The organism is Photobacterium salinisoli (assembly GCF_003614885.1).
GTDB classification, from domain to species: domain Bacteria; phylum Pseudomonadota; class Gammaproteobacteria; order Enterobacterales; family Vibrionaceae; genus Photobacterium; species Photobacterium salinisoli.
Map to the genome: position 1 here is coordinate 206,558 of NZ_QZMS01000007.1, position 25,555 is coordinate 232,112.

The 25,555-nt window shown below is 51.6% G+C and carries 24 protein-coding genes; 17 read left to right on the forward strand and 7 right to left on the reverse strand.

What is annotated here, in order from left to right; translation table 11 throughout:
• Positions 1-9: 9 nt before the first annotated feature.
• The 4 genes from D6M16_RS01680 to D6M16_RS01695 all read left to right on the forward strand — a co-directional run bounded on the left by D6M16_RS01680 (position 10) and on the right by D6M16_RS01695 (position 3,172).
• A complete protein-coding gene (locus D6M16_RS01680) occupies positions 10-789 on the forward strand; it encodes a ParA family protein (RefSeq protein ID WP_120510286.1) in 780 nt (259 codons plus the stop codon).
• A 541-nt stretch (positions 790-1,330) separates the two neighbouring features.
• On the forward strand, positions 1,331-2,224 hold the full coding sequence (locus tag D6M16_RS22760) for a chemotaxis protein CheW (protein WP_240435563.1): 894 nt from the start codon (positions 1,331-1,333) through the stop codon (positions 2,222-2,224).
• 22 nt (positions 2,225-2,246) lie between these two features.
• Positions 2,247-2,741, forward strand: coding sequence for a chemotaxis protein CheW (locus D6M16_RS01690; protein WP_027253958.1), 495 nt, complete (start codon positions 2,247-2,249; stop codon positions 2,739-2,741).
• A complete protein-coding gene (locus D6M16_RS01695; protein WP_120510287.1) occupies positions 2,741-3,172 on the forward strand; it encodes a DUF2802 domain-containing protein in 432 nt (143 codons plus the stop codon). The genes D6M16_RS01690 and D6M16_RS01695 overlap by 1 nt, the downstream gene beginning before the upstream one ends.
• Positions 3,173-3,240: 68 nt before the next feature.
• Here the strand turns inward: D6M16_RS01695 and D6M16_RS01700 are convergent, their stop codons facing one another.
• Entirely contained in the window at positions 3,241-3,540 is a 300-nt protein-coding gene (locus D6M16_RS01700) for an EscU/YscU/HrcU family type III secretion system export apparatus switch protein (RefSeq protein ID WP_120510288.1), read from the reverse strand.
• A complete protein-coding gene (locus D6M16_RS01705; RefSeq protein ID WP_120510289.1) occupies positions 3,537-4,385 on the reverse strand; it encodes a hypothetical protein in 849 nt (282 codons plus the stop codon). The genes D6M16_RS01700 and D6M16_RS01705 overlap by 4 nt, the downstream gene beginning before the upstream one ends.
• A gap of 108 nt (positions 4,386-4,493) precedes the next feature.
• Here D6M16_RS01705 and ccmA point away from each other — a divergent pair, with 108 nt between their 5' ends.
• The 11 genes from ccmA to D6M16_RS01760 all read left to right on the forward strand — a co-directional run bounded on the left by ccmA (position 4,494) and on the right by D6M16_RS01760 (position 15,417).
• On the forward strand, positions 4,494-5,150 hold the full coding sequence (gene ccmA, locus D6M16_RS01710) for a cytochrome c biogenesis heme-transporting ATPase CcmA (protein ID WP_120510290.1): 657 nt from the start codon (positions 4,494-4,496) through the stop codon (positions 5,148-5,150).
• Positions 5,150-5,818, forward strand: a complete 669-nt coding sequence (ccmB, locus tag D6M16_RS01715) for a heme exporter protein CcmB (protein ID WP_120510291.1) — start codon at positions 5,150-5,152, stop codon at positions 5,816-5,818. The genes ccmA and ccmB overlap by 1 nt, the downstream gene beginning before the upstream one ends.
• A 43-nt stretch (positions 5,819-5,861) precedes the next feature.
• Positions 5,862-6,593 (forward strand): heme ABC transporter permease, encoded by a 732-nt coding sequence (locus D6M16_RS01720; protein ID WP_120510292.1) that lies wholly within the window; start codon positions 5,862-5,864, stop codon positions 6,591-6,593.
• A gap of 7 nt (positions 6,594-6,600) precedes the next feature.
• Positions 6,601-6,807 (forward strand): heme exporter protein CcmD, encoded by a 207-nt coding sequence (gene ccmD / locus D6M16_RS01725; RefSeq protein WP_120510293.1) that lies wholly within the window; start codon positions 6,601-6,603, stop codon positions 6,805-6,807.
• A complete protein-coding gene (ccmE, locus tag D6M16_RS01730; RefSeq protein ID WP_120510294.1) occupies positions 6,804-7,289 on the forward strand; it encodes a cytochrome c maturation protein CcmE in 486 nt (161 codons plus the stop codon). Before ccmD ends, ccmE begins: the two co-directional genes overlap by 4 nt.
• Positions 7,286-9,283 carry a heme lyase CcmF/NrfE family subunit gene (locus D6M16_RS01735; protein ID WP_120510295.1) on the forward strand — a complete coding sequence of 666 codons (1,998 nt, stop codon included), beginning with the start codon at positions 7,286-7,288 and terminating at the stop codon, positions 9,281-9,283. Before ccmE ends, D6M16_RS01735 begins: the two co-directional genes overlap by 4 nt.
• Entirely contained in the window at positions 9,280-9,834 is a 555-nt protein-coding gene (locus D6M16_RS01740; RefSeq protein ID WP_120510296.1) for a DsbE family thiol:disulfide interchange protein, read from the forward strand. Before D6M16_RS01735 ends, D6M16_RS01740 begins: the two co-directional genes overlap by 4 nt.
• Positions 9,831-10,361, forward strand: coding sequence for a cytochrome c-type biogenesis protein (locus D6M16_RS01745; protein ID WP_120510297.1), 531 nt, complete (start codon positions 9,831-9,833; stop codon positions 10,359-10,361). The genes D6M16_RS01740 and D6M16_RS01745 overlap by 4 nt, the downstream gene beginning before the upstream one ends.
• The gene (ccmI, locus tag D6M16_RS01750; protein ID WP_120510298.1) at positions 10,358-11,569 is read left to right on the forward strand and encodes a c-type cytochrome biogenesis protein CcmI; all 1,212 of its coding nucleotides are present in this window, start codon (positions 10,358-10,360) and stop codon (positions 11,567-11,569) included. The genes D6M16_RS01745 and ccmI overlap by 4 nt, the downstream gene beginning before the upstream one ends.
• 120 nt (positions 11,570-11,689) lie before the next feature.
• A complete protein-coding gene (locus tag D6M16_RS01755) occupies positions 11,690-12,496 on the forward strand; it encodes an MlaA family lipoprotein (RefSeq protein WP_120510299.1) in 807 nt (268 codons plus the stop codon).
• 413 nt (positions 12,497-12,909) lie between these two features.
• On the forward strand, positions 12,910-15,417 hold the full coding sequence (locus D6M16_RS01760) for a glycosyl hydrolase family 18 protein (RefSeq protein WP_120510300.1): 2,508 nt from the start codon (positions 12,910-12,912) through the stop codon (positions 15,415-15,417).
• Positions 15,418-15,499: 82 nt separating this feature from the next.
• Here the strand turns inward: D6M16_RS01760 and D6M16_RS01765 are convergent, their stop codons facing one another.
• The 3 genes from D6M16_RS01765 to D6M16_RS01775 form a co-directional block, all read right to left on the reverse strand.
• A complete protein-coding gene (locus tag D6M16_RS01765; protein WP_120510301.1) occupies positions 15,500-16,705 on the reverse strand; it encodes an outer membrane protein transport protein in 1,206 nt (401 codons plus the stop codon).
• A 192-nt stretch (positions 16,706-16,897) separates the two neighbouring features.
• On the reverse strand, positions 16,898-17,611 hold the full coding sequence (locus D6M16_RS01770; protein ID WP_120510302.1) for a DUF3379 domain-containing protein: 714 nt from the start codon (positions 17,609-17,611) through the stop codon (positions 16,898-16,900).
• The gene (locus D6M16_RS01775) at positions 17,598-18,176 is read right to left on the reverse strand and encodes a sigma-70 family RNA polymerase sigma factor (protein WP_120510303.1); all 579 of its coding nucleotides are present in this window, start codon (positions 18,174-18,176) and stop codon (positions 17,598-17,600) included. Before D6M16_RS01775 ends, D6M16_RS01770 begins: the two co-directional genes overlap by 14 nt.
• Positions 18,177-18,644: 468 nt before the next feature.
• Here D6M16_RS01775 and fadI point away from each other — a divergent pair, with 468 nt between their 5' ends.
• Together fadI and fadJ are read left to right on the forward strand one after the other, a co-directional pair.
• Positions 18,645-19,955 (forward strand): acetyl-CoA C-acyltransferase FadI, encoded by a 1,311-nt coding sequence (gene fadI / locus D6M16_RS01780; protein WP_120510304.1) that lies wholly within the window; start codon positions 18,645-18,647, stop codon positions 19,953-19,955.
• Positions 19,956-19,969: 14 nt separating this feature from the next.
• Entirely contained in the window at positions 19,970-22,120 is a 2,151-nt protein-coding gene (gene fadJ / locus D6M16_RS01785) for a fatty acid oxidation complex subunit alpha FadJ (protein ID WP_120511830.1), read from the forward strand.
• An 88-nt stretch (positions 22,121-22,208) separates the two neighbouring features.
• On the opposite strand, the gene D6M16_RS01790 is transcribed toward fadJ, so the two are convergent.
• Together D6M16_RS01790 and D6M16_RS01795 are read right to left on the reverse strand one after the other, a co-directional pair.
• Positions 22,209-22,514, reverse strand: a complete 306-nt coding sequence (locus D6M16_RS01790) for a hypothetical protein (RefSeq protein WP_120510305.1) — start codon at positions 22,512-22,514, stop codon at positions 22,209-22,211.
• 237 nt (positions 22,515-22,751) lie between these two features.
• Entirely contained in the window at positions 22,752-25,517 is a 2,766-nt protein-coding gene (locus D6M16_RS01795; protein WP_120510306.1) for an insulinase family protein, read from the reverse strand.
• Positions 25,518-25,555 lie beyond the last annotated feature (38 nt).

Below are 25,555 nucleotides of genomic sequence, written 5' to 3' on the forward strand. Positions count from 1 at the left end.
GGAGATGTCGTGGTAGTCTGGAGCATTGCCAACCAGAAAGGCGGCGTGGGAAAAACCACGACTACTGTCAGTCTGGCGGGCCTGTTGAGTGAGCGAAACAAGCGCGTCTTGTTGGTGGATACTGATCCACATTCATCACTGACAACCTATTTGAACTTTGATTCTGACCGCCTTGAATCCAGCCTGTTTGATTTGTTCCAGCTGTCGACGATTGACCGCGACACTGTCAAACCTCTGGTGCTGGAAACACGGTTTAACAATATCCATCTGATACCCGCGCATATGTCGCTGGCGACCCTGGACAGAGTCATGGGAACCCGCAGTGGCATGGGGCTGATTCTGAAAAAGGCATTGAAATGTCTGGAAGAAGAATATGATTATGTGCTGATTGACTGTCCCCCGATCCTGGGTGTCATGATGGTGAATGCACTGGCTGCCAGCGAGCGCATTCTGATTCCGGTACAAACGGAGTTTCTGGCGATGAAAGGTCTGGAGCGCATGATGCGTACGTTGCAAATCATGCAAAAATCCAGGCCGGATGAATTCAAAGTCACTATTGTGCCGACTATGTATGACAAGCGGACCCGGGCATCGCTGGAAACATTACAGGAACTCAAGCTGCGTTATGCCAACCAGGTCTGGGCTTCTGCTGTACCAATTGATACCAAATTTCGTGATGCCAGTATCAAGCATATGCCGCCATCCTTGTATGCCCGTGGCTCACGCGGTGTGTTTGCATATAAAACTTTATTGAATTATCTGGAGCGGCTTGGTCAAGATGAGCGATAACGCAAAGCTGTCCAGTGAACAGGCATTAGATGATTACTTTTTCGGGCTGCTGGATGATTCTTTGTTGCCCGAAGAGGATAGCGCGGACGCTGTCGGACTGCAGGATGACTTGCCAGCGTCAGACGAAGGCGATGATGGTCAGGAGCCGTTGTCAGAGACTGGCGATCTTGTTGATGCGGCAGATGAGCAACTGAGCGGCGGGTCACCCGATGATGCGATAAGCGTTACGGTAGAAACCCAGACTCATCAGCCCTTTGATTTTAATAGCCTGGATGAATCCGGGCGAGATAACTCGTCGGTGAACTCGTTTGCTGAAGGTGGCGAACCGCCGTCACTGCGGGCAATGGCAACCCAGTTGCCGAATGCTGCTGCGTCGGTTTCGGTTGCCGCAGAACCAGAGCTGAGTGTGCCTGAAGTCAGGTTTTCGCCTCCGCGTTCCAGAACAGATCTTGAGCAGTTGCAGCGTCTTCTGGATCAAATGTCAGAGATGCAAGAGGAAGTCATTGTTGAAAGTGAAGCCTGGATTGCAGAGCAACAGCAATTGGCTGAACTGGAAAAACAACAAACGGAAGACGTTAAGTCAACCCTTTTGGATGACCCGGGCTGGTTTGAGGACGACAGTGTACAGACTCAGGATCCGGACGCTGTGCCGGAACCGCTTATACAATCGCAGGCAGTGACTGCACAGTCGTCAGCGGATGAGCCGGCTCCCTATGCTGAGCCGGAAAGCAGTGTCCAGCTGATGCACATGCTGCCTAAGGTTGCAGAGGCTCCGGCCGCAGCGGAAAAGGCGGTACTGGCGGCTGAATTGGAAACAAGCTCTCAGCCTCAGGATGAAATAGTTGCAACCGAGCCTGCGACAGACATTCTTGGTAAAGAAGCGTATGTGCAGGACACTGTGGCCGAAGCAGCACCTGAGCCTGAACTGGAACCAGGACTGACGGCTGAGTCGCCGCCGCCATCCTGGACCTTACCTGACGCCAGTGAGCAGACGGAATTTCAGGCGCTGTTTTTTGCCGTCAATGGGGTGACTTTTGCCGTTCCGCTGACAGAGCTGGGCGGGATACACCAACTGGGGGAGATGAGCCATCTCATCGGCAGACCGGACTGGTATCTTGGCTTGCAGCCGGTACAGAACCGAAAACTGGATGTGGTGGATACCGCCAGATGGGTGATGCCTGAATCTATTCGCAATGATGACCATCAGGAAAATTACCGCTATGTGGTCATGTTGGGAGAAAGTAAGTGGGGACTGGCTTGTGATCAACTTCACGGAACAGAAACCCTGACAAAACATAGTGTTCGCTGGCGAGAAAAGGCAGGTAAACGGCCTTGGCTGGCGGGTATGGTTAAAGAGAAAATGTGTGCTTTAATTCATGTCAATGAACTCATTTCCATGCTGAAAGCGGGTTTGGATGTGAAGAGCGTTTTGTGACGATGGCCGGAGAGGATACAGCATGTCGCAGGTAAGTGTTGCCGAGATTCAAAAAGAAGACAGTAACGATCAGGTATTACAGTGGGTTACTTTCCAGCTGGAAGAGGAAACCTACGGTATCAATGTAATGCAGGTTCGTGAAGTGCTGCGTTATACTGAAATCGCCCCGGTTCCGGGTGCGCCGGATTACGTACTGGGAATTATCAACCTGCGTGGCAATGTGGTCACTGTGATTGATACCCGTGCACGTTTTGGCCTGATGTCAGGTGAGATTTCAGATAATACCCGTATCGTAATCATTGAAGCTGAAAAGCAGGTTATTGGTATTATGGTCGACAGCGTGGCAGAAGTGGTTTATCTGCGTAGCTCTGAAATCGACAGTACGCCAAGCGTAGGTACTGATGAAAGCGCCAAGTTTATTCAAGGCGTCAGCAACCGTGATAATCAACTGCTGATCCTGGTTGATCTGAACAAGCTCCTGTCTGATGAAGAATGGGAAGAGATGGCGTACCTCTGATGCCTGCTATGTTGCTTGAATGGCTGCCGCTGGCTGTTGCTGTGCTGGCGGTGGTGGTAGCTGTTGTTCTGGTTCGGCGCGAGCGAAAAGCGCGTCTGGATCTGGAAACCAAGTTTGCAGCAGCAGAGCTGCTGTTAAAAACCGCCAGACAGCAGCAGGAAAGCTTAACCAAACAGTTTCATGAATTGCGTGCGGGTACGATGGCAATGAGTAATAAAATGGCCATATTAACACGCCAGCAGGAAGAGCTGTCTGAGCGACAGGGTGAAATGGCCATGCAGGATCCTGACGGCCGCCTTTACAGCCGCGCCAGTAAAATGGTTGAGCTGGGTGCCGACGTTAATGAACTGATGGAAGAGTGTGATCTGCCAAAAGCGGAAGCTGAACTGCTGTTGCGGTTACAGCAGCGCATGAATAAAGGCCGACGATAGCACTGCTGCCTGGCTGCTTTTATTCAAAGCTTCAGCGCCAGGTCCTGCCACTTCACTGTGCAATAGCGTCAGACGGTTTCGTTGACAGACACAGGCCCTTCCCATCCGGGAGGGGTTTTTCCGTTTAAGACCCAGGAAAAAGCAATCAGTTCGGCTATGATCACGAACAGGGCGGGCGGGATGTTATCTCCGGCCTCCAGGTTGTTGAGGTAGTCAGCCAGTGCCGGATCCTGGTGTATCAGTCCTCCCTGGGCTTTGACTTGCTCTATTATCTCTTTTGCCCAATCGTCATAGCCTTTGGCCGAGACATACGGGGTGTTATAGCCATCGTAGCTCAAAGCGACAGCCCGGTTTTGCTCTGTTTTCATACGCTGATCCTGATGCCGCATTGCGGGTGTATTTCAGGTGCAGAATCATCACTGCTCTGCACCTGATGAAAACTCACTGACTGACAGTTAATGTCCAACAGTTCCAGGCGACGCATCAGCTGAGGTGTTAACTGTTCAGTTAATGCCAGTATATCTGGCTGCTCGCAGCAGAATGCCAGCTTGAGCTGGTTGTCTTGCCAGACGGCTGTGGCTTCCAGGGTGTCCAGATCACCGACAGGCAGCCCCAGTTTGACTGTCCAGGCGCGGCCGGAAGACTGCCGTTTTGAGGTTTGCTGCGGCTCTTTTGAATGAACACTGAGACGGAGTTCACGGCCATGACTCTGCGGTAAGTGCAGTATAAAAGGAGTGTTCTCGTCGCGCCCGGTTGGCGCACCGGCAATACGCTGCTCGGCGGCCAGGCGGATTAGTGCTTTGAGTTCGGCTTGCGAGTCAGCCGGCAGGCTGGCGAGTAACTTGGCTAGTGGACTGTCGGGTTGCGTGAGCTGGGTCACCAGTGCTTTCAGGCTGTCTTTACCAGCGCCTTGTTGTAACCAGGGGACGATATCGGCCGGCGTGCGCGGCAGCACCAGCTGAGACAACCATGGTGCAATCGGTGACCCCTGCCCGCTCACTGCAGGAGGTAAATTGGCAAATAATCGTTGCAGCACATGAAGTTGTGTTAGCAAGTGTGAAAGTTGGCTGATTTGCTGGCCGGATTGGAATACAGTCGCTCCTGCCTGAGTAGGATTTGCATGGTTAACCGGAGTGCTCTGCTGCGGCGCCGTTGCCTTAGACGCACTGGCTGTTGCAGGCGGATAAGCTGAGGATTGAGATATAGAGGTCACATTTACTTACCTTGCTGCCGGATCTATAACAGCCTGAAACTAACAAAGATCTCAGTCGCTGTGATATTATCCGAGGATTATTTGTGTCATTCAGGATGTCTCATCCCTATGTTATCAGTCAAAGGATTGAGCTGTACCCGTGATGAGCGCGTATTGTTCGATGACCTCCAATTTAATGTCGCTTCTGGCGAGCTGGTTCAGATTGAAGGCCGCAACGGGGCCGGTAAAACAACCTTGTTGCGTATCATCGCTGGGCTGGGCTCTCCTGATACCGGCGATGTCTATTGGCACGATAACAAGATAGGCCATGTGCGTGAAGAGTATCATAGCCAGATGCTGTTTTTGGGACATCAAACTGGGGTCAAGCGCGAATTAACCGCTTTGGAAAACCTGGCTTTTTTCCAGGCCATGCATGCGGGGGATAGCAGCGAGAGACTCAGTGGTCAGGCCAGAGTGTATGGTGATGATGCCATCTGGCAGGCTCTGGCTCATGTGGGTTTGGCCGGACGCGAAGATGTGCCCGCCGGACAATTGTCAGCCGGCCAGCAACGTCGGGTGGCTCTGGCCCGCTTATGGTTGAGTAACCATCCGCTGTGGATTTTGGACGAGCCATTGACAGCCATTGATAAACTGGGAGTAAAAGTCCTAGAGCAGCTTTTTGTTTCCCATGCCGAACGTGGCGGGATTGTGCTGCTGACGACTCACCAGGATATGTTTTCTGCGCAGAACAGGCTGCGCAAGGTTACACTGGGGCAGGCGCTGTGATGTTGCATTCTATGTATCAGGTTATCCGTCGGGAATTGCTGATTGCATTTCGTCGTCAGGCCGATGTGTTCAACCCGTTGTGGTTTTTTATTATTGTCATCACCCTGTTTCCGTTGGGGATAGGGCCAGAGCCGAATCTGCTGGCGCGTATCGCGCCCGGTATTATTTGGGTGGCCGCCTTGCTTGCGGCTTTACTGTCGCTGGAGCGTCTGTTTCGGGATGATTTTGTTGACGGCTCGCTGGAACAAATGATGCTGATGCCAACTCCCTTATCGGTATTGGCACTGGCAAAAGTCTTGGCGCACTGGCTGCTGACGGGCTTGCCTCTGATAATAATCAGCCCGTTATTGGCAATTTTATTGTCACTCGACTGGTCAACCTGGACTGCAGTGGTACTGACCTTGCTCCTTGGCACGCCAACACTAAGCTTTTTAGGTGCGATTGGGGTTGCACTGACGGTGGGTTTGCGTAAAGGTGGAGTATTATTGAGCTTGCTCATCTTACCGCTGTTTATACCCGTGCTAATCTTTGCAACGTCAGCGATAGAGGCGGCGTCGCTGGGAATGGGTTACCAGGGGCAATTAGCTTTGATGGGAGCAATGTTAGCCGGATCAGCCACACTGGCTCCTTTTGCTATATCAGCTTCATTGCGCATCAGTGTTAACTGACGCGTGAATATAACGATTATTATTAGTCATAGAGTAAAAAACTATGTGGAAGTGGTTACATCCCTACGCTAAAGCAGAAAACTGCTACCGCCTGTGCGGAACCCTGCTGCCCTGGTTTGCAGCACTGTCTGTGATCAGCCTGATAACAGGCACTGTCTGGGGGCTGGCTTTTGCGCCCACCGATTACCAGCAGGGTGACAGTTTCCGCATTATTTATCTGCATGTACCGGCTGCTATCTGGTCCATGGGGGTTTATTTCTGGATGGCGGTGTCTGCCTTTATCGGCTTAGTCTGGCAGGTGCGATTGTCTGACATGGCGGCCGCGGCCATGGCACCGATCGGCGCCGTGTTCACCTTTATTGCATTGCTGACCGGCGCTGTCTGGGGCAAACCAATGTGGGGTGCCTGGTGGGTGTGGGATGCACGCCTGACATCTGAATTGATTCTGCTTTTCCTCTATCTGGGTGTGATTGCGCTGTATAACGCTTTTGACGATCAGAAAACGGCGGCCAAAGCGGCCGGTATCCTGGCGATAGTGGGTGTGATCAATCTTCCTATCATTCATTATTCCGTCGAGTGGTGGAATACCCTGCATCAGGGCGCCACGATTACCAAATTTGCCAAACCGTCGATCGACAGCCGTATGCTGTGGCCATTACTGCTGAATATTTTGGGTTTTGCCTGCTTTTTTGGTGCGCTGACTCTGATTCGGTTACGCAATGAAATTCTGACCAGGGAAAGCCACCGTCCCTGGGTTCGTCAGTTGATGCAGTGAGGTGAGTATGCATTTTGATTCGTTCAGTGATTTTCTTGCCATGGGCGGGTACGCCAGTTATGTCTGGGCGGCCTATGGGATATCGGCTTTATCTTTGCTGATTCTTTTATGGTCCAGTATCCGTAAGAGTCGTCGCCTGGCAACTGACATTAAAAATAAAATTGCCCGCGAGCAACGCATTAAAGCTGCCGAGAATTTGGAGAATACCTTATGAACCCAAGACGTAAAAAACGCCTGACCGTGATCATTGCCTTGCTGGCCGGTCTCGGCGTGACGGTCGCCCTGACTTTGTATGCCATGAGCCAGAATATGGATCTCTTCTATACCCCAACCGAGCTGGTAGAGGGCAAGCCTGATGGCACCAAACCCGAAGTGGGTCAGCGTTTACGCATTGGCGGTATGGTAGTCAAAGGCTCTGTCAGCCGAGATCCCCATTCTTTGCAGGTCAGCTTCAAAGTGGCTGATGTCGGCCCTGCCGTGACTGTGACCTATGACGGTATTTTGCCTGACCTGTTCCGCGAAGGGCAGGGTATAGTCGCTCAGGGGGTGCTGGTTGATGCCCAAACGGTGGAAGCACATGAGGTGCTGGCAAAGCATGACGAAGAATACATGCCGCCAGAAGTGGCTGAGGCGATGCAGAAAAATCATAAGCCTCTGAAATATACTGAACAACAAATGCAAGGTAGCGTGCAATGATTGCAGAATTAGGCCAGTTCAGCCTTATCCTGGCACTGGGGTTATCGCTTCTGGTGAGTGTGTATCCACTGTATGGCGCCTATAAAGGCAACCCGGTGCTGATGCGTTTGGCCAGGCCGTTGACGTTTGGTGTCTTTGCAATGCTGTTAGTGTCTTTTGCATTGCTGTCGTGGGCCTTTTACATCAATGATTTTACTGTGACCTATGTTGCCAGTAATTCGAACAGTAATCTGCCCTGGTATTACCGCCTGACGGCGGTCTGGGGCGCGCATGAAGGCTCATTGCTGCTTTGGGTGTTAATTCAGGCCACGTGGGCTGCCGCAGTGGCTATGTTCAGCCGGGGCATGCCTCAGGAATCAGTGGCACGGGTACTGGCCGTGATGGGGATGATCTCAGTGGGTTTCCTGCTATTTATCATCATCACCTCCAACCCGTTTGAGCGTACGCTGCCTTATTTTCCGGTTGATGGCCGCGATCTGAACCCCTTGCTGCAAGATCCTGGCTTAATCATTCATCCTCCTATGCTGTACATGGGCTATGTCGGTTTCTCGGTAGCCTTCGCCTTTGCTATTGCTTCCTTGATGACTGGCCGGCTGGATACGGCCTGGGCGCGCTGGTCGCGTCCCTGGACAATTGCTGCCTGGTCGTTTCTGACTGTGGGTATTGCACTGGGCTCCTGGTGGGCGTATTACGAGCTGGGCTGGGGTGGCTGGTGGTTCTGGGATCCGGTCGAAAATGCGTCTTTCATGCCTTGGCTGGCCGGTACGGCGTTAATGCATTCGCTGGCTGTGACGGAAAAGCGAGGCACCTTTAAAGCCTGGACTGTGTTACTGGCCATATCGGCGTTCTCTCTGAGCTTGCTCGGCACTTTCCTGGTGCGCTCCGGCGTGCTGGTTTCTGTGCATGCCTTTGCCTCCGATCCGGCACGGGGCATGTTCATTCTGGGCTTCCTGGTTGTGGTGATCGGCGGTTCGCTCCTGCTGTATGCCCTGCGTGGGGCACAGATCCGCTCCCATGGTAGTTTCAGCCTGTTTTCACGAGAGAACTTCCTGCTGGCTAATAACCTGTTGCTGATCACCGCTTTGCTGGTGGTGTTGATTGGTACCTTGTTACCCCTGGTACATAAGCAGCTTGGTCTGGGCTCGGTATCCATTGGTGTGCCTTTCTTTAATACCCTGTTTACCTGGCTGATGATCCCGTTTGTTTTCTTCCTGGGTATCGGCCCTCTGGTGCGCTGGAAGCGTGAGAATTTCTCGACGATCCGCCGGCCGCTACTGATTAGCGCATTGATCACGTTGCCATTAGCCGTGTTTGTGCTGTGGTTGCGTCCCGACCCAATCCAGCCACTGGCTGTGCTGGGGATGGTGATGGCATTCTGGATCATTATCCTGCAGGGGTATGAGGTTTATGAGCGCGCCACTCATCGTCATAGCCTGATGGTCGGTCTTGGTAAACTTGGCCGCAGTCACTGGGCCATGGTACTGGGCCATATTGGTCTGGCCGTTACCGTGATCGGTATTACGCTGGTTTCCAATTATGATCTGGAGCGTGACGTTCGCCTGGCTCCCGGCCAGACAGTGACAGTCGAAGGCTTTGATTTCAAATTGTCCGGCTTGCGTAATGTCGAAGGGCCGAACTATGACGGCTTTATTGGTGACTTTGTGGTGTCTCGTAACGGTAAGCACATCGCTGAGCTGCATGCCGAGAAGCGCTTTTATACGGTATCCGGTTCAATGATGACTGAAGCGGCGATCGACAGCGGTGTCACCCGTGATCTTTACGTGGCACTTGGCGAACAACTGGATGACAGCGCCTGGGCGGTCCGGATTTACTATAAGCCGTTTGTTAACTGGTTATGGCTGGGAGCGTTTCTGATGGCACTGGGTGGCGCAATCGCTATCAGTGACAAGCGTTACCGTTTTCGTCGTCGCTTTAAAAAAGAAGTGAAAGATGAAGAGGTTGTCAGCACCCCACACGCAGAGGTGAATGGATGAACAAGAAACTGCTTTTTATTCCTTTAGTCCTGTTTCTGGGCCTGGTGGCTGTTTTTATGGTGCAGTTGACCCGTAATGCTGACGGAGATGATCCGACGAAACTGGAGTCCGTCCTGATTGGTAAGCCTGTGCCGGCTTTTCGCCTCGAAGATTTGGAAGATGCGAACAAGTTGTATCAGCAGGATATTTTCCTCGGTGAGCCTTTGCTACTGAATGTCTGGGCGACCTGGTGTCCGACCTGCTACGCCGAGCACCGTTACCTTAATGAGCTGGCCAGTCAGGGGGTCAAAATTATTGGCCTGAACTATAAAGACGAGCGCGATAAAGCTAACCGCTGGCTCAAAGATCTCGGAAATCCTTATATGCACAGCCTGTTTGATGGTAATGGCATGCTGGGTATGGATTTAGGTGTATACGGCGCACCGGAAACCTTTCTGATCGATGCCAGTGGCGTGATCCGTTATCGCCATGTTGGCGATGTGAATCCGCAAAACTGGCAAGACACTCTCAAGCCGATTTATGAGCGTCTGCAAGAGGAAGCGAAAGGATGAAACACGCGATAGCGGTATTTACGCTGCTCATCGGGAGCTGGTTTGCCGCCAGTGTGCCGGTTCAGGCGGCGATTGATGTCTACGAATTTGCGACGCCTGAACAGGAAGCCACGTTCCAGGAGCTGACAGCCACGCTGCGTTGCCCGAAATGTCAGAATAACAATATTGCTGACTCCAATGCGGAACTGGCCAAAGACATGCGCCAGAAGGCGTATGAAATGCTGAGTGAAGGAAAATCCAAGCAGGAAGTCATTGATTATATGATTGCCCGTTACGGAAACTTCGTGACTTATGATCCACCGCTTATGCCATCTACTCTGATTTTGTGGCTGGGTCCTTTGTGTTTCCTGCTTATTGGCGCCACTGTGCTGGTCTATCGTTCCCGTAAGGGAGTGGTGGCTTCGTCTCAGCAGATGGATGAAAAAGAATCCGCCCGTCTTCATGCATTGCTAAATGATATTGAACAAGAGGCAGAAAACCCGCACGCCGCCAGTGGTTCGGCAGGTGAAAGCAAGGTGAAAAAATGACGTTATTTTGGATTTCCACCCTGATACTGGTGTTGATTGCGCTGGCTTTTTTCATTGTCCCTGCCTTTGTGGGGAGTAATCAGGATATGGTTGCCAGCCGCGACGAACTGAACAAAGCTTTTTTTCGTGACCGGCTGGGTGAGCTGAAAGAAGAGAGCAGTGAAGGACTGGTATCAAATCCGGATGAACTGGAAGTTGAACTGCAGCAGTCATTACTGGATGACGTACTGGATACAAAGGCACAGCAGAACAGTCAGTTTACACCCTGGTTATTAATTCCCGGTATCCTGGTGATAGTTGGGGTGGCGTATGGTCTTTACAGCGTTGTTGGCAATCAGCAAAAAGTGGCTGACTGGCAGCAGACAGTGTCCAAATTGCCTCAGCTGACTCAGCGTCTGATGGGTGATAATGCATCCCCGCTAACCGATCAGGAAATGGAAGAACTGACCTTAGGGCTTCGAACGCGGCTGCATGAACGGCCGGATGATGCCACCGGCTGGCTGTTGCTGGGCCGAATCGGCATGGCAAACCGTGATATTGAAACAGCCCAGGGCGCAATGAAGCGTGCCTTGGATCTGGCGCCGAATGATCCGAGTCTGCAGCTGAGCTATGCACAGACCCTGATGATGGGCGGACAGCCAGGCCAGCTTCAGCTTGCCCGTAATATACTGACGCACTTGCTGGAGCGCGATCCTGACAATCTGCAGGCATTATCCTTGATGGCATTTGATGCGTTTGAACAGGCTGATTATCAGGCTGCCATTAAATACTGGGAGCTGATGAAATCGCAACTCAGCACCGGTGATAACCGCATCAATATGCTTGAGCGCAGTATTGCTCAGGCAAAGGTAGAGATGTCGCAGGCTGGTAATCCCAGCCCGGGTGTCAGGGTGACGGTTGAACTCGGCGCCTCGGTGACGTTGCCGGCACAAGGCATGGTTGTGGTGTCTGTCCATACTGCAGACGGTGCGCCTATGCCGTTGGCAGCCAGACGTTTGCCCTTGTCACGCTTCCCACTGACACTCACTTTAACCGACAAAGACAACATGATCCCTGATCGACTGATGTCAAAGCAGTCTGAACTGATAGTCAGGGCAAGGATCGACAGTGACGGCAACGTGGCGACAAAAGACGGTGATTGGTTTGGTGAAAGCGGTATTGTGCCCTTAGGCGGAGAGACGACAATCACCATTAATACTCAGTATTAAAATCATACTGGCAGTTAAGAAACAGACTGGATATTATTATTCAGTCTGTTTTGTATTTATTAAGTGGCTAACACATTGAAATCAAATCTGTTCGTATCCCTATTTTTTACATTCATCCTTATGGGATGTGCCAGCTCGCCGCCAGATCCGTCACCGGAAAAACTGGCAGGGAACGAATACGGTCTGGATGATGAGGAGCTTGAAGCTGCCGGTCTGGATGTCGAAGAGCTGGAAGCCCTGAGTGAACCGGAAAACGCGGTTTATGACCCTTTTGAAGGGTTTAACCGTGCCATGTGGACAGTCAACTACGATTATCTCGACCCCTATTTTGTCCGTCCTGTGTCGCTGGCTTATGTCGATTATGTGCCGTCACCGGTACGTACCGGCTTAAGAAACTTCCTATCCAACCTGGAAGAGCCGGCTAACATGCTGAACAGCTTCCTGATGCAGGACCCGGAAAAGGCGGTGGATCATTTTACCCGTTTCTGGATTAACAGTATTTTTGGTCTGGGCGGCTTGATTGATATCGCGGCGGCTGCAGATATTCCGCCACCGGGAGAGCAGTCATTTCCTGATACACTGGGTTATTACGATGTCGGTAACGGTCCTTATTTTATGATACCGGCTTATGGCCCATTGACCTTGCGTGAAGGTATCGGGGATCGCGTTGATGCGCTGTATTTCCCGCTTAATCTGCTGACCTTTTGGCAAAGCGTTGGCAAGTGGGCGCTGGAGGGCATGGAAGACAGGGCCAAACTGGTAGCACAGGAACCTATGCTGAACAATTCACCGGATCCGTATGCTTTCACCCGTGATGCTTATATTCAATATAAGAACTTCAGGGCAGCAGGCAGGGAATCTGAACCCGCACAGCCACAAAACGAAGAATATCTTGATGATTTTCTTGATGAAATAGACAGCGAGTAACTATCAAATCTGTGCGTAAAGATAAACCAGAGCTCAAATGCTCTGGTTTTTTTATGACGCTGACAGGGGGTGCCTTCTGTTAATTTTTTGTAAACAAAAACATTTCTGACAAAGTTAACACTTTGTGTAGTTTTGTGTTCCCACATTCTCATTCATACCGCTTCCAAGAGCTTCTTATTTGCAGTATTGAAGTAATGGATTTCAAGCTAGCGTAATATTTGCATCAATTATCATTTCATCCCATTTCATTGCCATAGATTTCATTTGGGTTGGCATAAGATCACAAAGCGTAATACCAAAAATAAAAATTCCACTTTCTTTCTTTGCGACAAAAAGAAACTGAACTATTGATTACCAGGCATGGTTTCATATCCATGCTTTATTACTTACTTTTTAACTCAAGGAACGAAGTAATGTTTTTCAATAAGTTGAATCCTGTCGCGGCAGGTATAGCCGTGATGACTATGTCGTGGGGAGCGATGGCAGCACCAGGCACTCCGCAAATTGCCTGGATGGAAACGGATTACGCTATCGTAGAGGTTGATCAGGCCGCCTCAGCCTACAAAAGCTTGATTACGGTTAAGCCGGCAGCAGAAGTCCCTGTTGCCTGGCAGCGTTATTCCGGTGAAACCGCTGATTTGTGGAGAGTGAAGCTGAACGGGAATGTGGTGTTTGAGCAGAGCATTGCGCCGGCATCCAGCGGAGCAGGTTCAACCACATTGTCTGTGGCACAGGGTGGTCAGTATGCCATGACAGTCGAGTTGTGTAGCGGTACGGGGGCGGCACAAGCTTGTACCAGCAGTGCGGCAACCAACATTGTAGTCGCCGATACCGATGGCAGCCATTTAGATCCTTTGCCTATGAACGTGGATGGCAATAATGGCAATTACACCACGCCTGCGAACACTGTGGTCGGTGCTTACTTTGTTGAGTGGGGCGTGTATGGCCGCAAATTCTCGGTGGATAATATTCCGGCACAAAACCTGACCCACATTTTGTACGGCTTCATTCCTATCTGTGGACCGAATGAATCTCTGGGTGAGATTGAAAATGGTAACAGCCTGGCAGCACTTAATCGTGCCTGTCAGGGAACGCCAGACTATGAAGTGGTGATCCATGATCCTTGGGCGGCGGTTCAGATGCCTCAACCCCAATCAGGTCATACTCACAGCACACCGTATAAAGGTACTTATGGTCAGATGATGGCGCTGAAGCAGCGTTATCCGGATCTGAAAATTGTGCCGTCTATCGGTGGCTGGACCCTGTCCGATCCTTTCTACTCCTTCACCGACAAAGCCAAGCGTGACATTTTCATCGCCAGTGTGAAGAAATTCCTCAAAACATGGAAATTCTTTGACGGTGTTGATATCGACTGGGAGTTCCCGGGCGGTAAAGGTGCAAATGCGAACCTGGGTGACCCTGTTAATGATGGCCCGGCGTATGTGGCGCTGATGCGCGAACTGCGTGCCATGCTGGATGAGCTGGAAGCTGAAACCGGCCGCCAGTACGAGCTGACCTCAGCCATCGGTGCGGGTTATGACAAGATTGATGTCGTGAACTATGCCGATGCGGTTCAGTATATGGACTACATCTTCGCCATGACGTATGACTTCTTCGGCGGCTGGAATAACGAGCCAGGCCACCAGACAGCACTGTTCTGCGGCAGCCACATGTCTGCTGATGTCTGTAACGGTACCGGTGTTGATGAAAACGGCGAACCACGCCAGGGGCCGGCTTACACTGCCGCCAACGGTATTGACCGTCTGTTGGCTCAAGGGGTTCCCGCCAACAAACTGGTACTGGGTACAGCTATGTACGCCAGGGGCTGGACGGGCGTCACCGAAGCGAGCATGACAGATCCGACAAACCCAATGACAGGAACAGGTGCAGGTCCGGTTCCTGGTTCGTGGGAAGCCGGGGTCATTGACTACAAAGATGTGGTGACCGATTACATTAACAATGCTGCGGTAACTAAGGGCTATGATGCACAGGCAGAAGCGCCGTGGGCGTACAACCCAAGCAACGGTAACCTGATCACTTATGACGACCGTCGCTCCGTGCTGGCCAAAGGTCAGTATGTCCGTAACCTGGGTCTGGCCGGTTTGTTCGCATGGGAAATTGATGCAGATAACGGCGATATTCTGAATGCGATGCAGGATTCACTGGCGGGTGGTGGTGGCAACTACGCCCCGGTAGCGAAAGCGGGTGCTGATCAAGTAGTCAATGGCGCGACGTCTGTGACGCTGGACGGCTCTGCATCCAGCGATCGTGATGGTCAGATTGTCAGCTATCAGTGGACACAAACCAGTGGTCCGTCACTGACTCTGACAGGCTCAGATACTGCGACAGCGACCGTGGCGGTTCCTGTAGTAACGGCAGATACCCAGTATGTGTTCACGCTGACAGTCACGGACAATGTCGGTGATACTGCTACTGACAGTGTGACAGTTACAGCGAAAGCTCCGGGTTCAAATACCGCGCCTGTGGTGGCAGTGTCTGGCCCAGCGACGGCCAGTGCCGGTGATACTGTGGTACTGGATGCCTCGCAATCCACAGATGCTGACGGTGACACCCTGACCTTTACCTGGACAGTGCCAGCCGGTGTTAACGCGACAGTGAATGGCGCAACGGTGAGTTTTGTTGCTGACAGCTACACAGTTGATACGCCACTGAACTTTACCGTCGCAGTATCCGATGGTACCGATTCAGTGACAGAGTCAGTCACAGTGACGGTATTGAAAGAGGGTGGCTCAACAGGTTGTACCAATGTCTGGGCAAGCGGCAGTGTGTATAACGCGGGTGATATCGTGACGCATTCAGGCAAATCCTGGAAAGCGAAATGGTGGACGACCGGTGAAGAGCCAGGAACAACGGGCGAATGGGGCGTTTGGGAAGATTTAGGCGCAGCCAACTGCCAGTAAACCACTCGCGATAAAATCGAAAGTATGAAAGAGAAAGCCGCTCAACTGAGCGGCTTTTTTCTGCGAACCGTATTTTCGCGAATCAGAACGAATGACTGTACTGAACACCGTACAGCAGTGCATCTGCACGCGTAGTTGCGGTCACTGATGTGATACCGTTGTTTTCAGAGGCGTTTACGTCTTCACCCATCAGGTAGGTCAGGCCGAAGTCCAGCGTCGACTTGCTGTCCAGGTTGTAGCTGAAGCCACCAGAGAACCACTGGCGATCTGAATCCGGGACAGAAATAGAGGTTTTCTTGTCCTGAGCACTGGTGTCGTACATATAGCCGGCACGCAGTGTCCAGTCAGCATTCACTGTGTAGGTACCACCAATCGCATAGTGCCAGCCGTCCTGCCACTGGTAATCATTCAGTGTCACGCCTTTGTTGGTTTTCAGCGAATCAAAGCTGCTCCACTCGATCCACTGAACGCTATAGTGAACGGCGAACTGGCTGTTCAATTGATGGAAACCGGAAAACTCAACCATATCCGGCAGTGGCATCAATAAGCTCTGGCCATTCAGGTTGCCGCCAGCTGGCAGAAAATAAATGTCACCTTCGGCTTTCAGTTCAGGGCTGTAATGATAAGCCAGACCAAAGCGGTTAAGATCATTATGCTCATAGACTGTACCCAGGTTGAAGCCAACAGCAGTGCCGTCAACATCTACATCCAGAACGGTACCGCCGAACTTTGGGTTAGAACGTTTTAATTCACCCTGACCATAGACGATGTCCAGACCACCACCAATGCTCCATTGAGGGCTGAGACGATAAGCCGCATTCAGCGCCAGGTTCAGACTTTTCACATCTGTCAGGCCGCCAAATTCGTTCGCAGCGTAGCTGTTGCTGAATTCGGTTTTAGTACCAAAGTTTGAATAAATCCCGGCACCCAGAGCCAGTTTGTCATTTACAGGATGAACATAATACAGGTTGGGTACGTATGACGTGCCACCGATTTGTGCATCATCCAACGGCAAGATACCCGCATAAGTCGTATCTTTCACTTCAATGTCAGTATCAATGACATTCAGGCCCAGTGAGATAGCAGGGGCATTGAACAAGGTCATGGCAGCGGCGTTACGCGCCATCACTGAAGCATTGTCAGCAATGACGGCATCACCGGCAAAAGCGCGGCCCAGGCCGGTAGCAGATTGTGAGTTAAGCTGGAATCCGGCAGCCAGTGATTGCTGTGAGGCCAGCATGACGGCGGTTGCCATCAGGGTTTTTGTAAACAGACGCTTCTTGTACATAGTTATTTTTATCCTGATCGTTCTTTGCTGACACGTTAACTGTGCCAGAGAGGCAGCGATTGTAGGAGCAGGCAAAAAAACAACAAATCAGACCAGTATCTAAATTATTGTTTTATTGGAGTGGATAGGCACTGACTGGTGAAATGGTAGGCATTTTTTGCGGTGGTCACTGTTGGTGATACCACCGCAACGTTAAATACTGGTCCAACGCATGGCGTCTTTCAGCTGTTCGGCGACCGGCATGACATCTTCGCCTTTGTTACCCACCACGATCAGACTGGCGTTCTGAGAAGGCATGACAACGCCGCGCATTTTGCCGTCTTCAAAGCTTTTCATGGCGTTGGAGGATTGGGGCACCACAAAAACAGTAATTTTTCCGTGCTTACCGCCGATGACCATATGTAAGGCTTCACCGCCATCAAAACCACAGTGATTGAGATAGTAAACATGTGCAGGCAAATTGCTCAATTCTGGACCGAAAGGCTTGAGCTTGGCGTTAACCTGCGTCAGTGACACACCTTCATCAACCTGGTCGACAAATGGGGCTTCATTATAGATATGCGTTAAAGCCACCTGACCCATGTCTTTGGCGGGACTCAGCGAAAACCCTGGCTGAAGTTGACCGATTAACAACCCGCACAGGAAAGCCACGGAAGCCGCAATCGCTAAATGACGGCGTACTTTTTTCTCGGCCTGATAGCCTTGTCCGGACTGACGGAACAAGATTTTATCGGCCAGATCTTCCGGGACATCCACTTTCATTGCTGCAGACAGTCTGCTGTCCAATTGCTGTAACTCATCGTGCAGTTTACGGTTAGCAATTGACGCATTTTTCGTAGCGACCATTTCTGGACTCTGATCATTAGGATCTGCCAAAATTCGGCGACGAAATTCAAGATCGTCCATTCTGGTGGCCCCTCCGCTCGGTTTGCTTCTCTAAAGCATCTTTTAACTGGTTACGCGCTCTGAACAATCGGGTCATCACTGTGTTTCTGTTCAGTCCAAGGATATTAGCAATTTCATCACCGTTGAATCCAGCCATGACCTGTAAAACCAAAGGCTCACGATATTCGGACGGCAGCTGTTTAATCATATGTTGCAACTGGCTCAGTTCAGACTCATTTAAACCCCCTGCGTCGGTGTCATGATCATCCGCAATCGGGTGATCGTCGATGTCGACCAGATCGAGTTGCTTACGTTCAAAACGCCTTGCATTTTCGCGACGCAGTATAGTGATCAGCCAGGCTTTGGCCGCACTGTCATCGTTGAGGCTGTCTAGCGATCGCCATGCGCGCAGGCAGGTTTCCTGCACCAAATCTTCGGCAATATGCTGGTCATGGCACAACCAGTAGGCGTACCTGTAAAGGTCTTTGTGCCAGGCCCTGACCAGGGCTTCATAGCGTGTCTGTTTATTCATATCCACAGAGACCGAGGTATCTGGGTTTTTCTTGCGAAAAAATTGCTTAATCATGATGTAGCCCGTCCGTATCCATTGAGCCGTAGTCAATAATACGGGAGATAACAGGAATTGGATTCATAAAAATAGACTGTTGTGTTATTGATTTCCCTCAATATCTGTCAGCCCGCTTTCGTTATAGTAGCTGTGTTATCGGGGTTGACCCCTTGATAGCGTCCTTTACGGACTGAGTATACCCTTCAACGACTTGCGTGCAGAAAGTGTCAGTATTTCTATTGGTAACTCAAGACGGAATGCTGAACGTTATTGTTCGCGCTTTTTATCATACTTGCACAAACGACTGACACGTTGAGTTTGTTAACCATACCATAGCGGTGTGGTTTTTTTTTGCGCTATGTTTTAACTCCTTACACTTTTCATTGTTTTTGGTTGCTCCAACTTCTTAAACATTAATTTGAATTAAATAACAATGCCGTTACAATCGGTGTGGTCTGACCTCTACCATAATGATAAGGAGCCGCGATGACACGTCGCCAGAATCTCACGACCCAACAGGGTGAACGCATCGCTGTCGTAACAGGATTACGTACCCCTTTTGCCCGCCAGGCTACAGCCTTCAACGGTGTCCCTGCACTGGATCTAGGCAAGATGGTGGTCAATGAAATGCTGCAAAAGATTGATTTTGATCCCGCTTTGATTGAGCAGGTCGTGTTCGGTCAGGTCGTGCAGATGCCTGAAGCACCGAATATCGCCCGTGAAATTGTGCTGGGGACGGGAATGAATATTCACACTGATGCTTACAGTGTGACCCGGGCGTGTGCAACGAGTTTCCAGGCAGCGGCTAATGTTGCTGAGAGTATCATCTCGGGAACCATTGATATCGGGATCGCCGGCGGTGCGGATTCCTCATCGGTATTACCTATTGGTGTGTCTAAAAAACTGGCTGCCACGTTACTGGCGCTCAGCAAAGCGAAAACCATGAGCAAAAAAATGGGCCTGCTCAGTAAACTCAGCCTGAAAGATTTAATGCCGGTTCCGCCTGCGGTTGCCGAATACTCGACAGGCCTGAGTATGGGCCAGACGGCGGAGCAAATGGCAAAAACGCACGGAATAAGCCGTGAAGAGCAGGATGCGCTGGCTCACCGTTCTCACAGCCTGGCAGCCCAAGCGTGGCGGGATGGGTTGATTCAGGGGGAGGTGATAACCGCTTTCCCGGAACCGTATCGTCAGTGGATCGATAAAGACAACAATATTCGCGAAGATTCCTCGGTAGAAGGCTACGCTAAACTGCGTCCGGCTTTTGACCGTAAATTCGGCACAGTGACGGCGGCCAACAGTACGCCGCTGACCGACGGCGGTGCGGCTGTGCTGCTGATGCGTGAAGGGCGGGCAAAAGAGCTGGGTCTGAAACCTCTGGGCTATATTCGTTCTTATGCGTTCTCCGCAATAGGCGTCGAGCAGGATATGCTGATGGGGCCATCTTATGCGACCCCGCTGGCGTTGGACCGTGCCGGCCTGACACTCTCAGATCTGACGCTGATTGAAATGCACGAAGCATTCGCTGCTCAAACCCTGGCGAATGTGAAAATGTTTGCTTCGAAGAAGTTTGCGCAGGAAAAACTCGGTCGCAGTAACGCGATTGGTGAGATCGACATGGATAAATTCAATGTCTTGGGTGGTTCGCTTGCTTATGGTCACCCCTTTGCCGCCACCGGCGCGCGAATGATTACACAAACGCTGCGCGAGCTGCAGCGTCGCGGTGGCGGTCTGGCACTGAATACCGCCTGTGCCGCTGGTGGTTTGGGTGCTGCCATGATCCTGGAGACTGAATAATGACGGATGTAACCATGACTGAACAGAAGAATACAGAACATACTGTTGAGCCGGCGCAATCAGCCTTCAGCCTGAGCTACGGCGAGAATGGCCTTGCCTGGCTGAAAATTGATGTCCCCGGGGAAAAAATGAATACCCTCCAGGCTGCCTTTGCCACTCAGGTTGGCAGCGTGCTGGACGAGCTGGAAGCGAAAAAAGCAGACATCAAAGGCTTGGTGGTGTATTCCGGCAAGCCGGATAACTTTGTCGCCGGGGCGGATATTCGCATGCTGGCGGCATGCACTACGGCCAAAGAAGCCGAGCAGTTGGCGACGCAGGGGCAGCAGATGTTCCAGCGTCTTGAAGCGCTGCCGTTTCATGTTGTCGCTGCCATTCATGGCCCGTGCCTGGGCGGCGGACTTGAACTGGCGCTGGCGTGCCATAGCCGGGTATGTACCGATTCCGATGCCACCAAACTGGGCCTGCCGGAAGTGCAGCTTGGCTTGCTGCCGGGTTCAGGCGGTACACAGCGTCTGCCTCGTCTGATTGGCGTGGCCAATTCGCTCGATATGATTTTGACCGGTAAACAACTACGCGCCAAAAAAGCGAAGAAATTGGGCGTGGTCGATGAATGCGTGCCGGAAAGTATTTTGCTCAAAGTGGCAGAAACACTGGCGCTGAAAGGCAAGCCTGTACGCAAGCACAGTTTCCAGGACTGGGCGATGGGCGGCAACCCTGTGGGCCGTGGTCTGGTGTTTGATCAGGCCCGTAAGAAGACACGAGAAAAAACCCGTGGCAATTATCCGGCGGCAGAAGCCATTTTGGATGTCATCAAATATGGCTTACAGCACGGCATAGTCAAAGGACAGAAAGAAGAGGCTCGCCGGTTCGGAGAGCTGGTGATGACTTCAGAGTCAGCCTCGCTGCGCGGTATCTTTTTTGCCACGACTGCCATGAAGAAAGAAACCGGTGTCGGCGATGATGTCAAACCTGCCGAGGTGAAGCGTGTTGCTGTGCTGGGTGGCGGGCTCATGGGTGGCGGCATCAGTCATGTGACGGCATCGAAAGCCGGCCTGCCGGTCAAAGTGAAAGATATCGCAAACGACGGCATTTTGAACGCGATGGCGTATAACTTTAAGCTGCTCGATAAAAAGCGTAAGCGCAAAATTATCAGTAAGGCTGAGTTACAAAAACAAATGCTGATGATCAGCGGCGGTGTGGATTATCAGGGCTTTGATAAAGCCGATGTCGTGATTGAGGCGGTCTTTGAAGATCTCAGCCTGAAGCACCAGATGGTGCAAGAGGTGGAAGCCCATGCCAGACCTGACACCATTTTTGCCACCAATACGTCCTCGCTGCCGATTAACCAGATCGCTTCGGTTGCAGAGCGTCCTGAGCTGGTGGTTGGTTTACATTACTTCAGCCCGGTAGAAAAAATGCCGCTGGTGGAGGTGATCCCCCATGCCGGTACATCGCCGCAAACTGTTGCGACCGTGGTGAAATTAGCGAAGAAGCAGGGGAAAACGCCGATTGTGGTCGCCGACACAGCCGGCTTTTATGTCAATCGTATTCTTGCTCCGTATATGAATGAAGCCGCGCTGGCTCTGCTGGGCGGAGAGCCGGTAGAGCATATTGATAACGCGCTGCTCGACTTTGGCTTCCCGGTTGGGCCTATCACCCTGCTGGATGAAGTCGGCGTCGATGTCGGGGCCAAAATCAGCCCGATTCTGGAAAAAGAGCTGGGCGATCGCTTCAAGAGCCCGGATGTCTTTGACATCTTGCTGAAAGATGGCCGCAAAGGCCGTAAAACAGGTAAAGGTTTTTATCTGTACAACGGTAAGAAAAAAGGGGTCGATAAGAGCGTTTATAAACTGCTGAAGCTCAATCCTGCGCGAAAAGCATCCGGCCATGACATCGCGATCCGCTGCGCATTGATGATGCTGAACGAAGCGGCCCGTTGTCTGGATGAAGGGGTGGTTCACAGTGCCCGTGACGGCGACATTGGTGCGATCTTCGGTATCGGCTTCCCGCCATTCCTGGGCGGTCCGTTCCGTTATATGGATCAGCTCGGTGCCAAGCGTGTTGTTGAATTGCTCAACGAGCATGTTAACAAATACGGTGATCGCTTCCGCCCCTGCGAGCGTCTGTTGCAGATGGCGCAGGACGAGCAGCGTTTCTACGACTGATTTACTGCTAAGAATCCAATAAATCAAAGGCCTGCATAGCAGGCCTTTGTCGTTAGAGGGAGATGGAGATGGAACCGATGTGAAACTGTTAAGTGATTTTGTGATGCTTTAACCCTTGCTGCACATTGATGCCCAGACGAAAGCGCCGGTACAGGCTTTTCGGGCGGACTAAGTGCAGCAGCAGGATAACCGAGCCAGCTACCATCAGCGGGTTAAAGCCAATCCATAGCATGAAAGTCAGTGAGCAAAGGGCGATAGCTGTGAGCAGACACAACATGCTGTCAAGCTGGCGCGGATGAATAGCCTTCATACAGGTACGGCAGAATAGCCGGCTGTGTAAACTGTGGTTTTTCGCCGTAATAGACTGACGGCAGATCGAACAGGCGTGCGACATAACAGGTTCCTGAACATTGTTCTGAGAAATTATGCTTATTCGACCTCACGGCTTCTTGCATCACTTTCCGATACAGACGGCCAGCCTGAGGCTGTATTTTTGGATTTGTTAATGTAGATAATCGACTGACAGGAAAAGGAAAATTAAGAGTGATGCCAAAAGTGGAATCGTGATTCCACTTTTATCGGTTTGGATATGCAAGCAGTCTCCCCTGAGATCAAGACTCAGGGGACGCGGTTACTGAGCGTTACGCTGAAAATCGACCACTGAGGTAATAGGATCGCCCACTTCCAGCGGGGTAAGGTTACGGTGCGCGCCGCCCTGATAATACATCACAAGCCGGTCCGCGGTTCTGGGTTTAATGTCTTCTACCAGAAAACGGACCAGCTCAGCTCGGGACAATGATGCCATTTCTTGGGCAATTTTCTGTCTTTGGTCAAAATGATCATCTTTGTGGCCAATGCTGACCCAATAGCGCTGGGCACGTGCGCGCAAATTGGTATCCGGCTCGGATAACTGAGCGATCAGCCCTTGTTTACTGGCTTGCCACTGGCTCTCATTGAGTTCCAGCAAGACCAGCGCGAAGGCATTGGTGAATTCATCAATGGCTTCGAGCAGTTGCAACGGACCGGCTACCGGCGATTGTATATACAGCAGCAGGCCCGGATAGCGGTTCAGCGGCAGATTGGCTGTGCCTACCATGTAACCCAGTTGCTGTTCGGTACGCAGCTCGTGGAAGAAGGTGGTCGACATCAGATGATTGGCCAGGGTGTAGGTAGCAATGGCTTTGGGCGACTGTTCCCGTGACTGGTAGTAAATCAGGATGGCGGAATCGGCATGGCCGCAGTCCACTTCATAGCGCAGCGTGCTGCATTCTCCCAGATGGACCAATGGTCGCTGTGCTTCACCATATAATTGATCTGTCACCCGAAACGCGTCTTTCAGCACTTCAGCCAATGCCAGGGCATCATCTTTGCGCCAGTCACCATACACGAACGCATCAATGTGCAGTTCGGCAAACATGGCTTCAACAAAACCGGGTAATTCGGTGACTTCAACGGTTTCCAGTTCTTTGATCATGGCCGGGTAGGGCGGGTTGTTCGGTTGCAGCAAGCCGGTCAGTTGGTTAAACAGCTGAGAGATGGGTTTGTCTTCCGCGGCATTGCGCCAGTTACGCAGCATCTGTGCTTTGATGCTGTTAAATCGGTCGATATTGAACGTGCGGCCGGAGAATTTTTCCAGCAGCAGCTTGAGCAGCAAAGGCTGTTTCTCGCTGAAACCGGATAACTGGAGTGTTACGCCTCCCTGATGGGCATACAGGTTATACGCCATCCCCGCCACTTCTGCCGGGTAGGCCACTTCATTGCAGGACTCCATCAGCATTTCGACACACAGTCGTGTCTTGACGATATTGCGAACAGAGCTCACCGCGTGGGGGCTGTCGATGGCGACATAGACCAGGCCTTTGGGGACTCTGAACTCATGTTCTTGCATAAACCACAGCCGGAAGCCCGGCAGGTCCTGAATTAGCTGAGGAATCGCTTCCTGTTCATCCGTCAGCGGGTGAGGATCCATACGCTGGCACAGGTAGGGGTTTTGCTCGGGCAGCAAGAGTGCCGGGTTGTCGCCCGGTTCAGCCCAGGCGCTTAATTGTGCTTCGGTAAACGGCGTGACCGAATAAGGCGTGTGATACCAGTCGGCCACTCTGTCGTGCTTCTGGCCTTTTGCCACAAGGGTCAGGCGAAGGTTGTCCGGGCGAAGATAGCCAAGCACGTCTTTTAGCAGCGCTTCATCGTACTGGCTCATCATATAATCGCCGTAGACGATATCTTCCGGGGCATAGTGCAGCAGGTTCATCACCAGATAGCTGACGGTATCAAGCGGCCGGCTCTTCTCCTGATAGCGAAACGCCTGCTCCAGCACAGCTTGCTTTTCCAGATAGCGCCATTCTGCCAGCCCCTGTTCCGTGATGAGTCTGATGTACTGGAAAATAGTGGTGACGATATGATCGACACGGTTCAGGCCATCCGGTGTCAGGTTCAGACCTATAGTAAATTCCCGGAAATTACTGCCACTGATCCCGCCGCCCGCCGCCAGGGTATTGATCAAACCTTCGCTTTTGAGGACTGACATCAGGCTGCCTGTACCTTCATTGCCCAGTAAATGCGCCAGATAAGACAATGGCTTGCTGCGATAATGGGCATCCATAGGGGGCAGGGTAAAAGACAGCGTGAGTTTCCGCACTTCCTTAATCGGCTCAATCGCAATAAAACAGGCGTTTTCCCTGTCTGTTATCAGTGGAATCTCAATGGCGGGTTTGTCTTTGCCTGAGTTGGGAATAGCACCAAAGAACTGTTCGGCGTAGGTTGCCAGTTCATCCAGAGATTGCGGCCCCAGCAGTACCAGCCCCATCTGATTGGCGGAATAATGTTGCTGGTAGAAAGCAATCAGTTCATCGCGAACCGGGTTATCCGGTCTGTCTTCCAGCGTGGTGATATCGCCCACTGAAAATTTAGCAAAGGGATGCTCAGGGTTAATGGTTTCTTTGTGAACCTGATAAAGACGGCGTACATCGTCTTTGAGCTTGAGTTTGTATTCAGAATCAACAGCCTGGCGTTCTTTGTCGACCGCATCGGCATTAAACAGCGGGGCAATAAAAAATTGCCCGAACCGCTCCAGACCGGCAGCAAAGGCCGGCGGGGCGATGTCAAAAAAATAGGTGGTGTTTTCCGTGCCGGTCCAGGCATTGTTACTGCCGCCGTACTGGTTAACGAAGGACTGGAATTCGCCCGGATTGGGAAATTTTTCCGTCCCCAGAAATAGCATGTGTTCAAGGAAGTGCGCCATTCCCTGACGATCCAGGGGATCATCAAAGTGGCCGATGCCGACAGACAGCGCCGCTGCAGCCCGGGGTGCCGTGTGATCATGGACCAGTAAGACCCTGAGTTGATTGTCCAGTGTCAGATAGCGGTACTCTTTGGGATCGTTCGGACTTTTGAACACAGGAAGCGCCTATATTTACAGGGAATTAGGGTAATTAT

Bases quoted from the DNA above. Each gene is read 5' to 3' on its own strand.
- ccmA (WP_120510290.1), top strand. From the start codon at position 4,494: ATGTTATCAGTCAAAGGATTGAGCTGTACCCGTGATGAGCGCGTATTG.
- D6M16_RS01775 (WP_120510303.1), bottom strand. From the start codon at position 18,176: ATGATTAAGCAATTTTTTCGCAAGAAAAACCCAGATACCTCGGTCTCT.
- D6M16_RS01695 (WP_120510287.1), top strand. From the start codon at position 2,741: ATGCCTGCTATGTTGCTTGAATGGCTGCCGCTGGCTGTTGCTGTGCTG.
- fadI (WP_120510304.1), top strand. From the start codon at position 18,645: ATGACACGTCGCCAGAATCTCACGACCCAACAGGGTGAACGCATCGCT.
- D6M16_RS01735 (WP_120510295.1), top strand. From the start codon at position 7,286: ATGATTGCAGAATTAGGCCAGTTCAGCCTTATCCTGGCACTGGGGTTA.
- D6M16_RS01790 (WP_120510305.1), bottom strand. From the start codon at position 22,514: ATGTCGCACGCCTGTTCGATCTGCCGTCAGTCTATTACGGCGAAAAAC.
- D6M16_RS01765 (WP_120510301.1), bottom strand. From the start codon at position 16,705: ATGTACAAGAAGCGTCTGTTTACAAAAACCCTGATGGCAACCGCCGTC.
- ccmE (WP_120510294.1), top strand. From the start codon at position 6,804: ATGAACCCAAGACGTAAAAAACGCCTGACCGTGATCATTGCCTTGCTG.
- D6M16_RS01740 (WP_120510296.1), top strand. From the start codon at position 9,280: ATGAACAAGAAACTGCTTTTTATTCCTTTAGTCCTGTTTCTGGGCCTG.
- D6M16_RS01755 (WP_120510299.1), top strand. From the start codon at position 11,690: ATGGGATGTGCCAGCTCGCCGCCAGATCCGTCACCGGAAAAACTGGCA.
- D6M16_RS01720 (WP_120510292.1), top strand. From the start codon at position 5,862: ATGTGGAAGTGGTTACATCCCTACGCTAAAGCAGAAAACTGCTACCGC.
- D6M16_RS01700 (WP_120510288.1), bottom strand. From the start codon at position 3,540: ATGAAAACAGAGCAAAACCGGGCTGTCGCTTTGAGCTACGATGGCTAT.
- D6M16_RS01770 (WP_120510302.1), bottom strand. From the start codon at position 17,611: ATGGACGATCTTGAATTTCGTCGCCGAATTTTGGCAGATCCTAATGAT.
- fadJ (WP_120511830.1), top strand. From the start codon at position 19,970: ATGACTGAACAGAAGAATACAGAACATACTGTTGAGCCGGCGCAATCA.
- ccmD (WP_120510293.1), top strand. From the start codon at position 6,601: ATGCATTTTGATTCGTTCAGTGATTTTCTTGCCATGGGCGGGTACGCC.
- D6M16_RS01690 (WP_027253958.1), top strand. From the start codon at position 2,247: ATGTCGCAGGTAAGTGTTGCCGAGATTCAAAAAGAAGACAGTAACGAT.
- ccmI (WP_120510298.1), top strand. From the start codon at position 10,358: ATGACGTTATTTTGGATTTCCACCCTGATACTGGTGTTGATTGCGCTG.
- D6M16_RS01745 (WP_120510297.1), top strand. From the start codon at position 9,831: ATGAAACACGCGATAGCGGTATTTACGCTGCTCATCGGGAGCTGGTTT.
- D6M16_RS01760 (WP_120510300.1), top strand. From the start codon at position 12,910: ATGTTTTTCAATAAGTTGAATCCTGTCGCGGCAGGTATAGCCGTGATG.
- ccmB (WP_120510291.1), top strand. From the start codon at position 5,150: ATGTTGCATTCTATGTATCAGGTTATCCGTCGGGAATTGCTGATTGCA.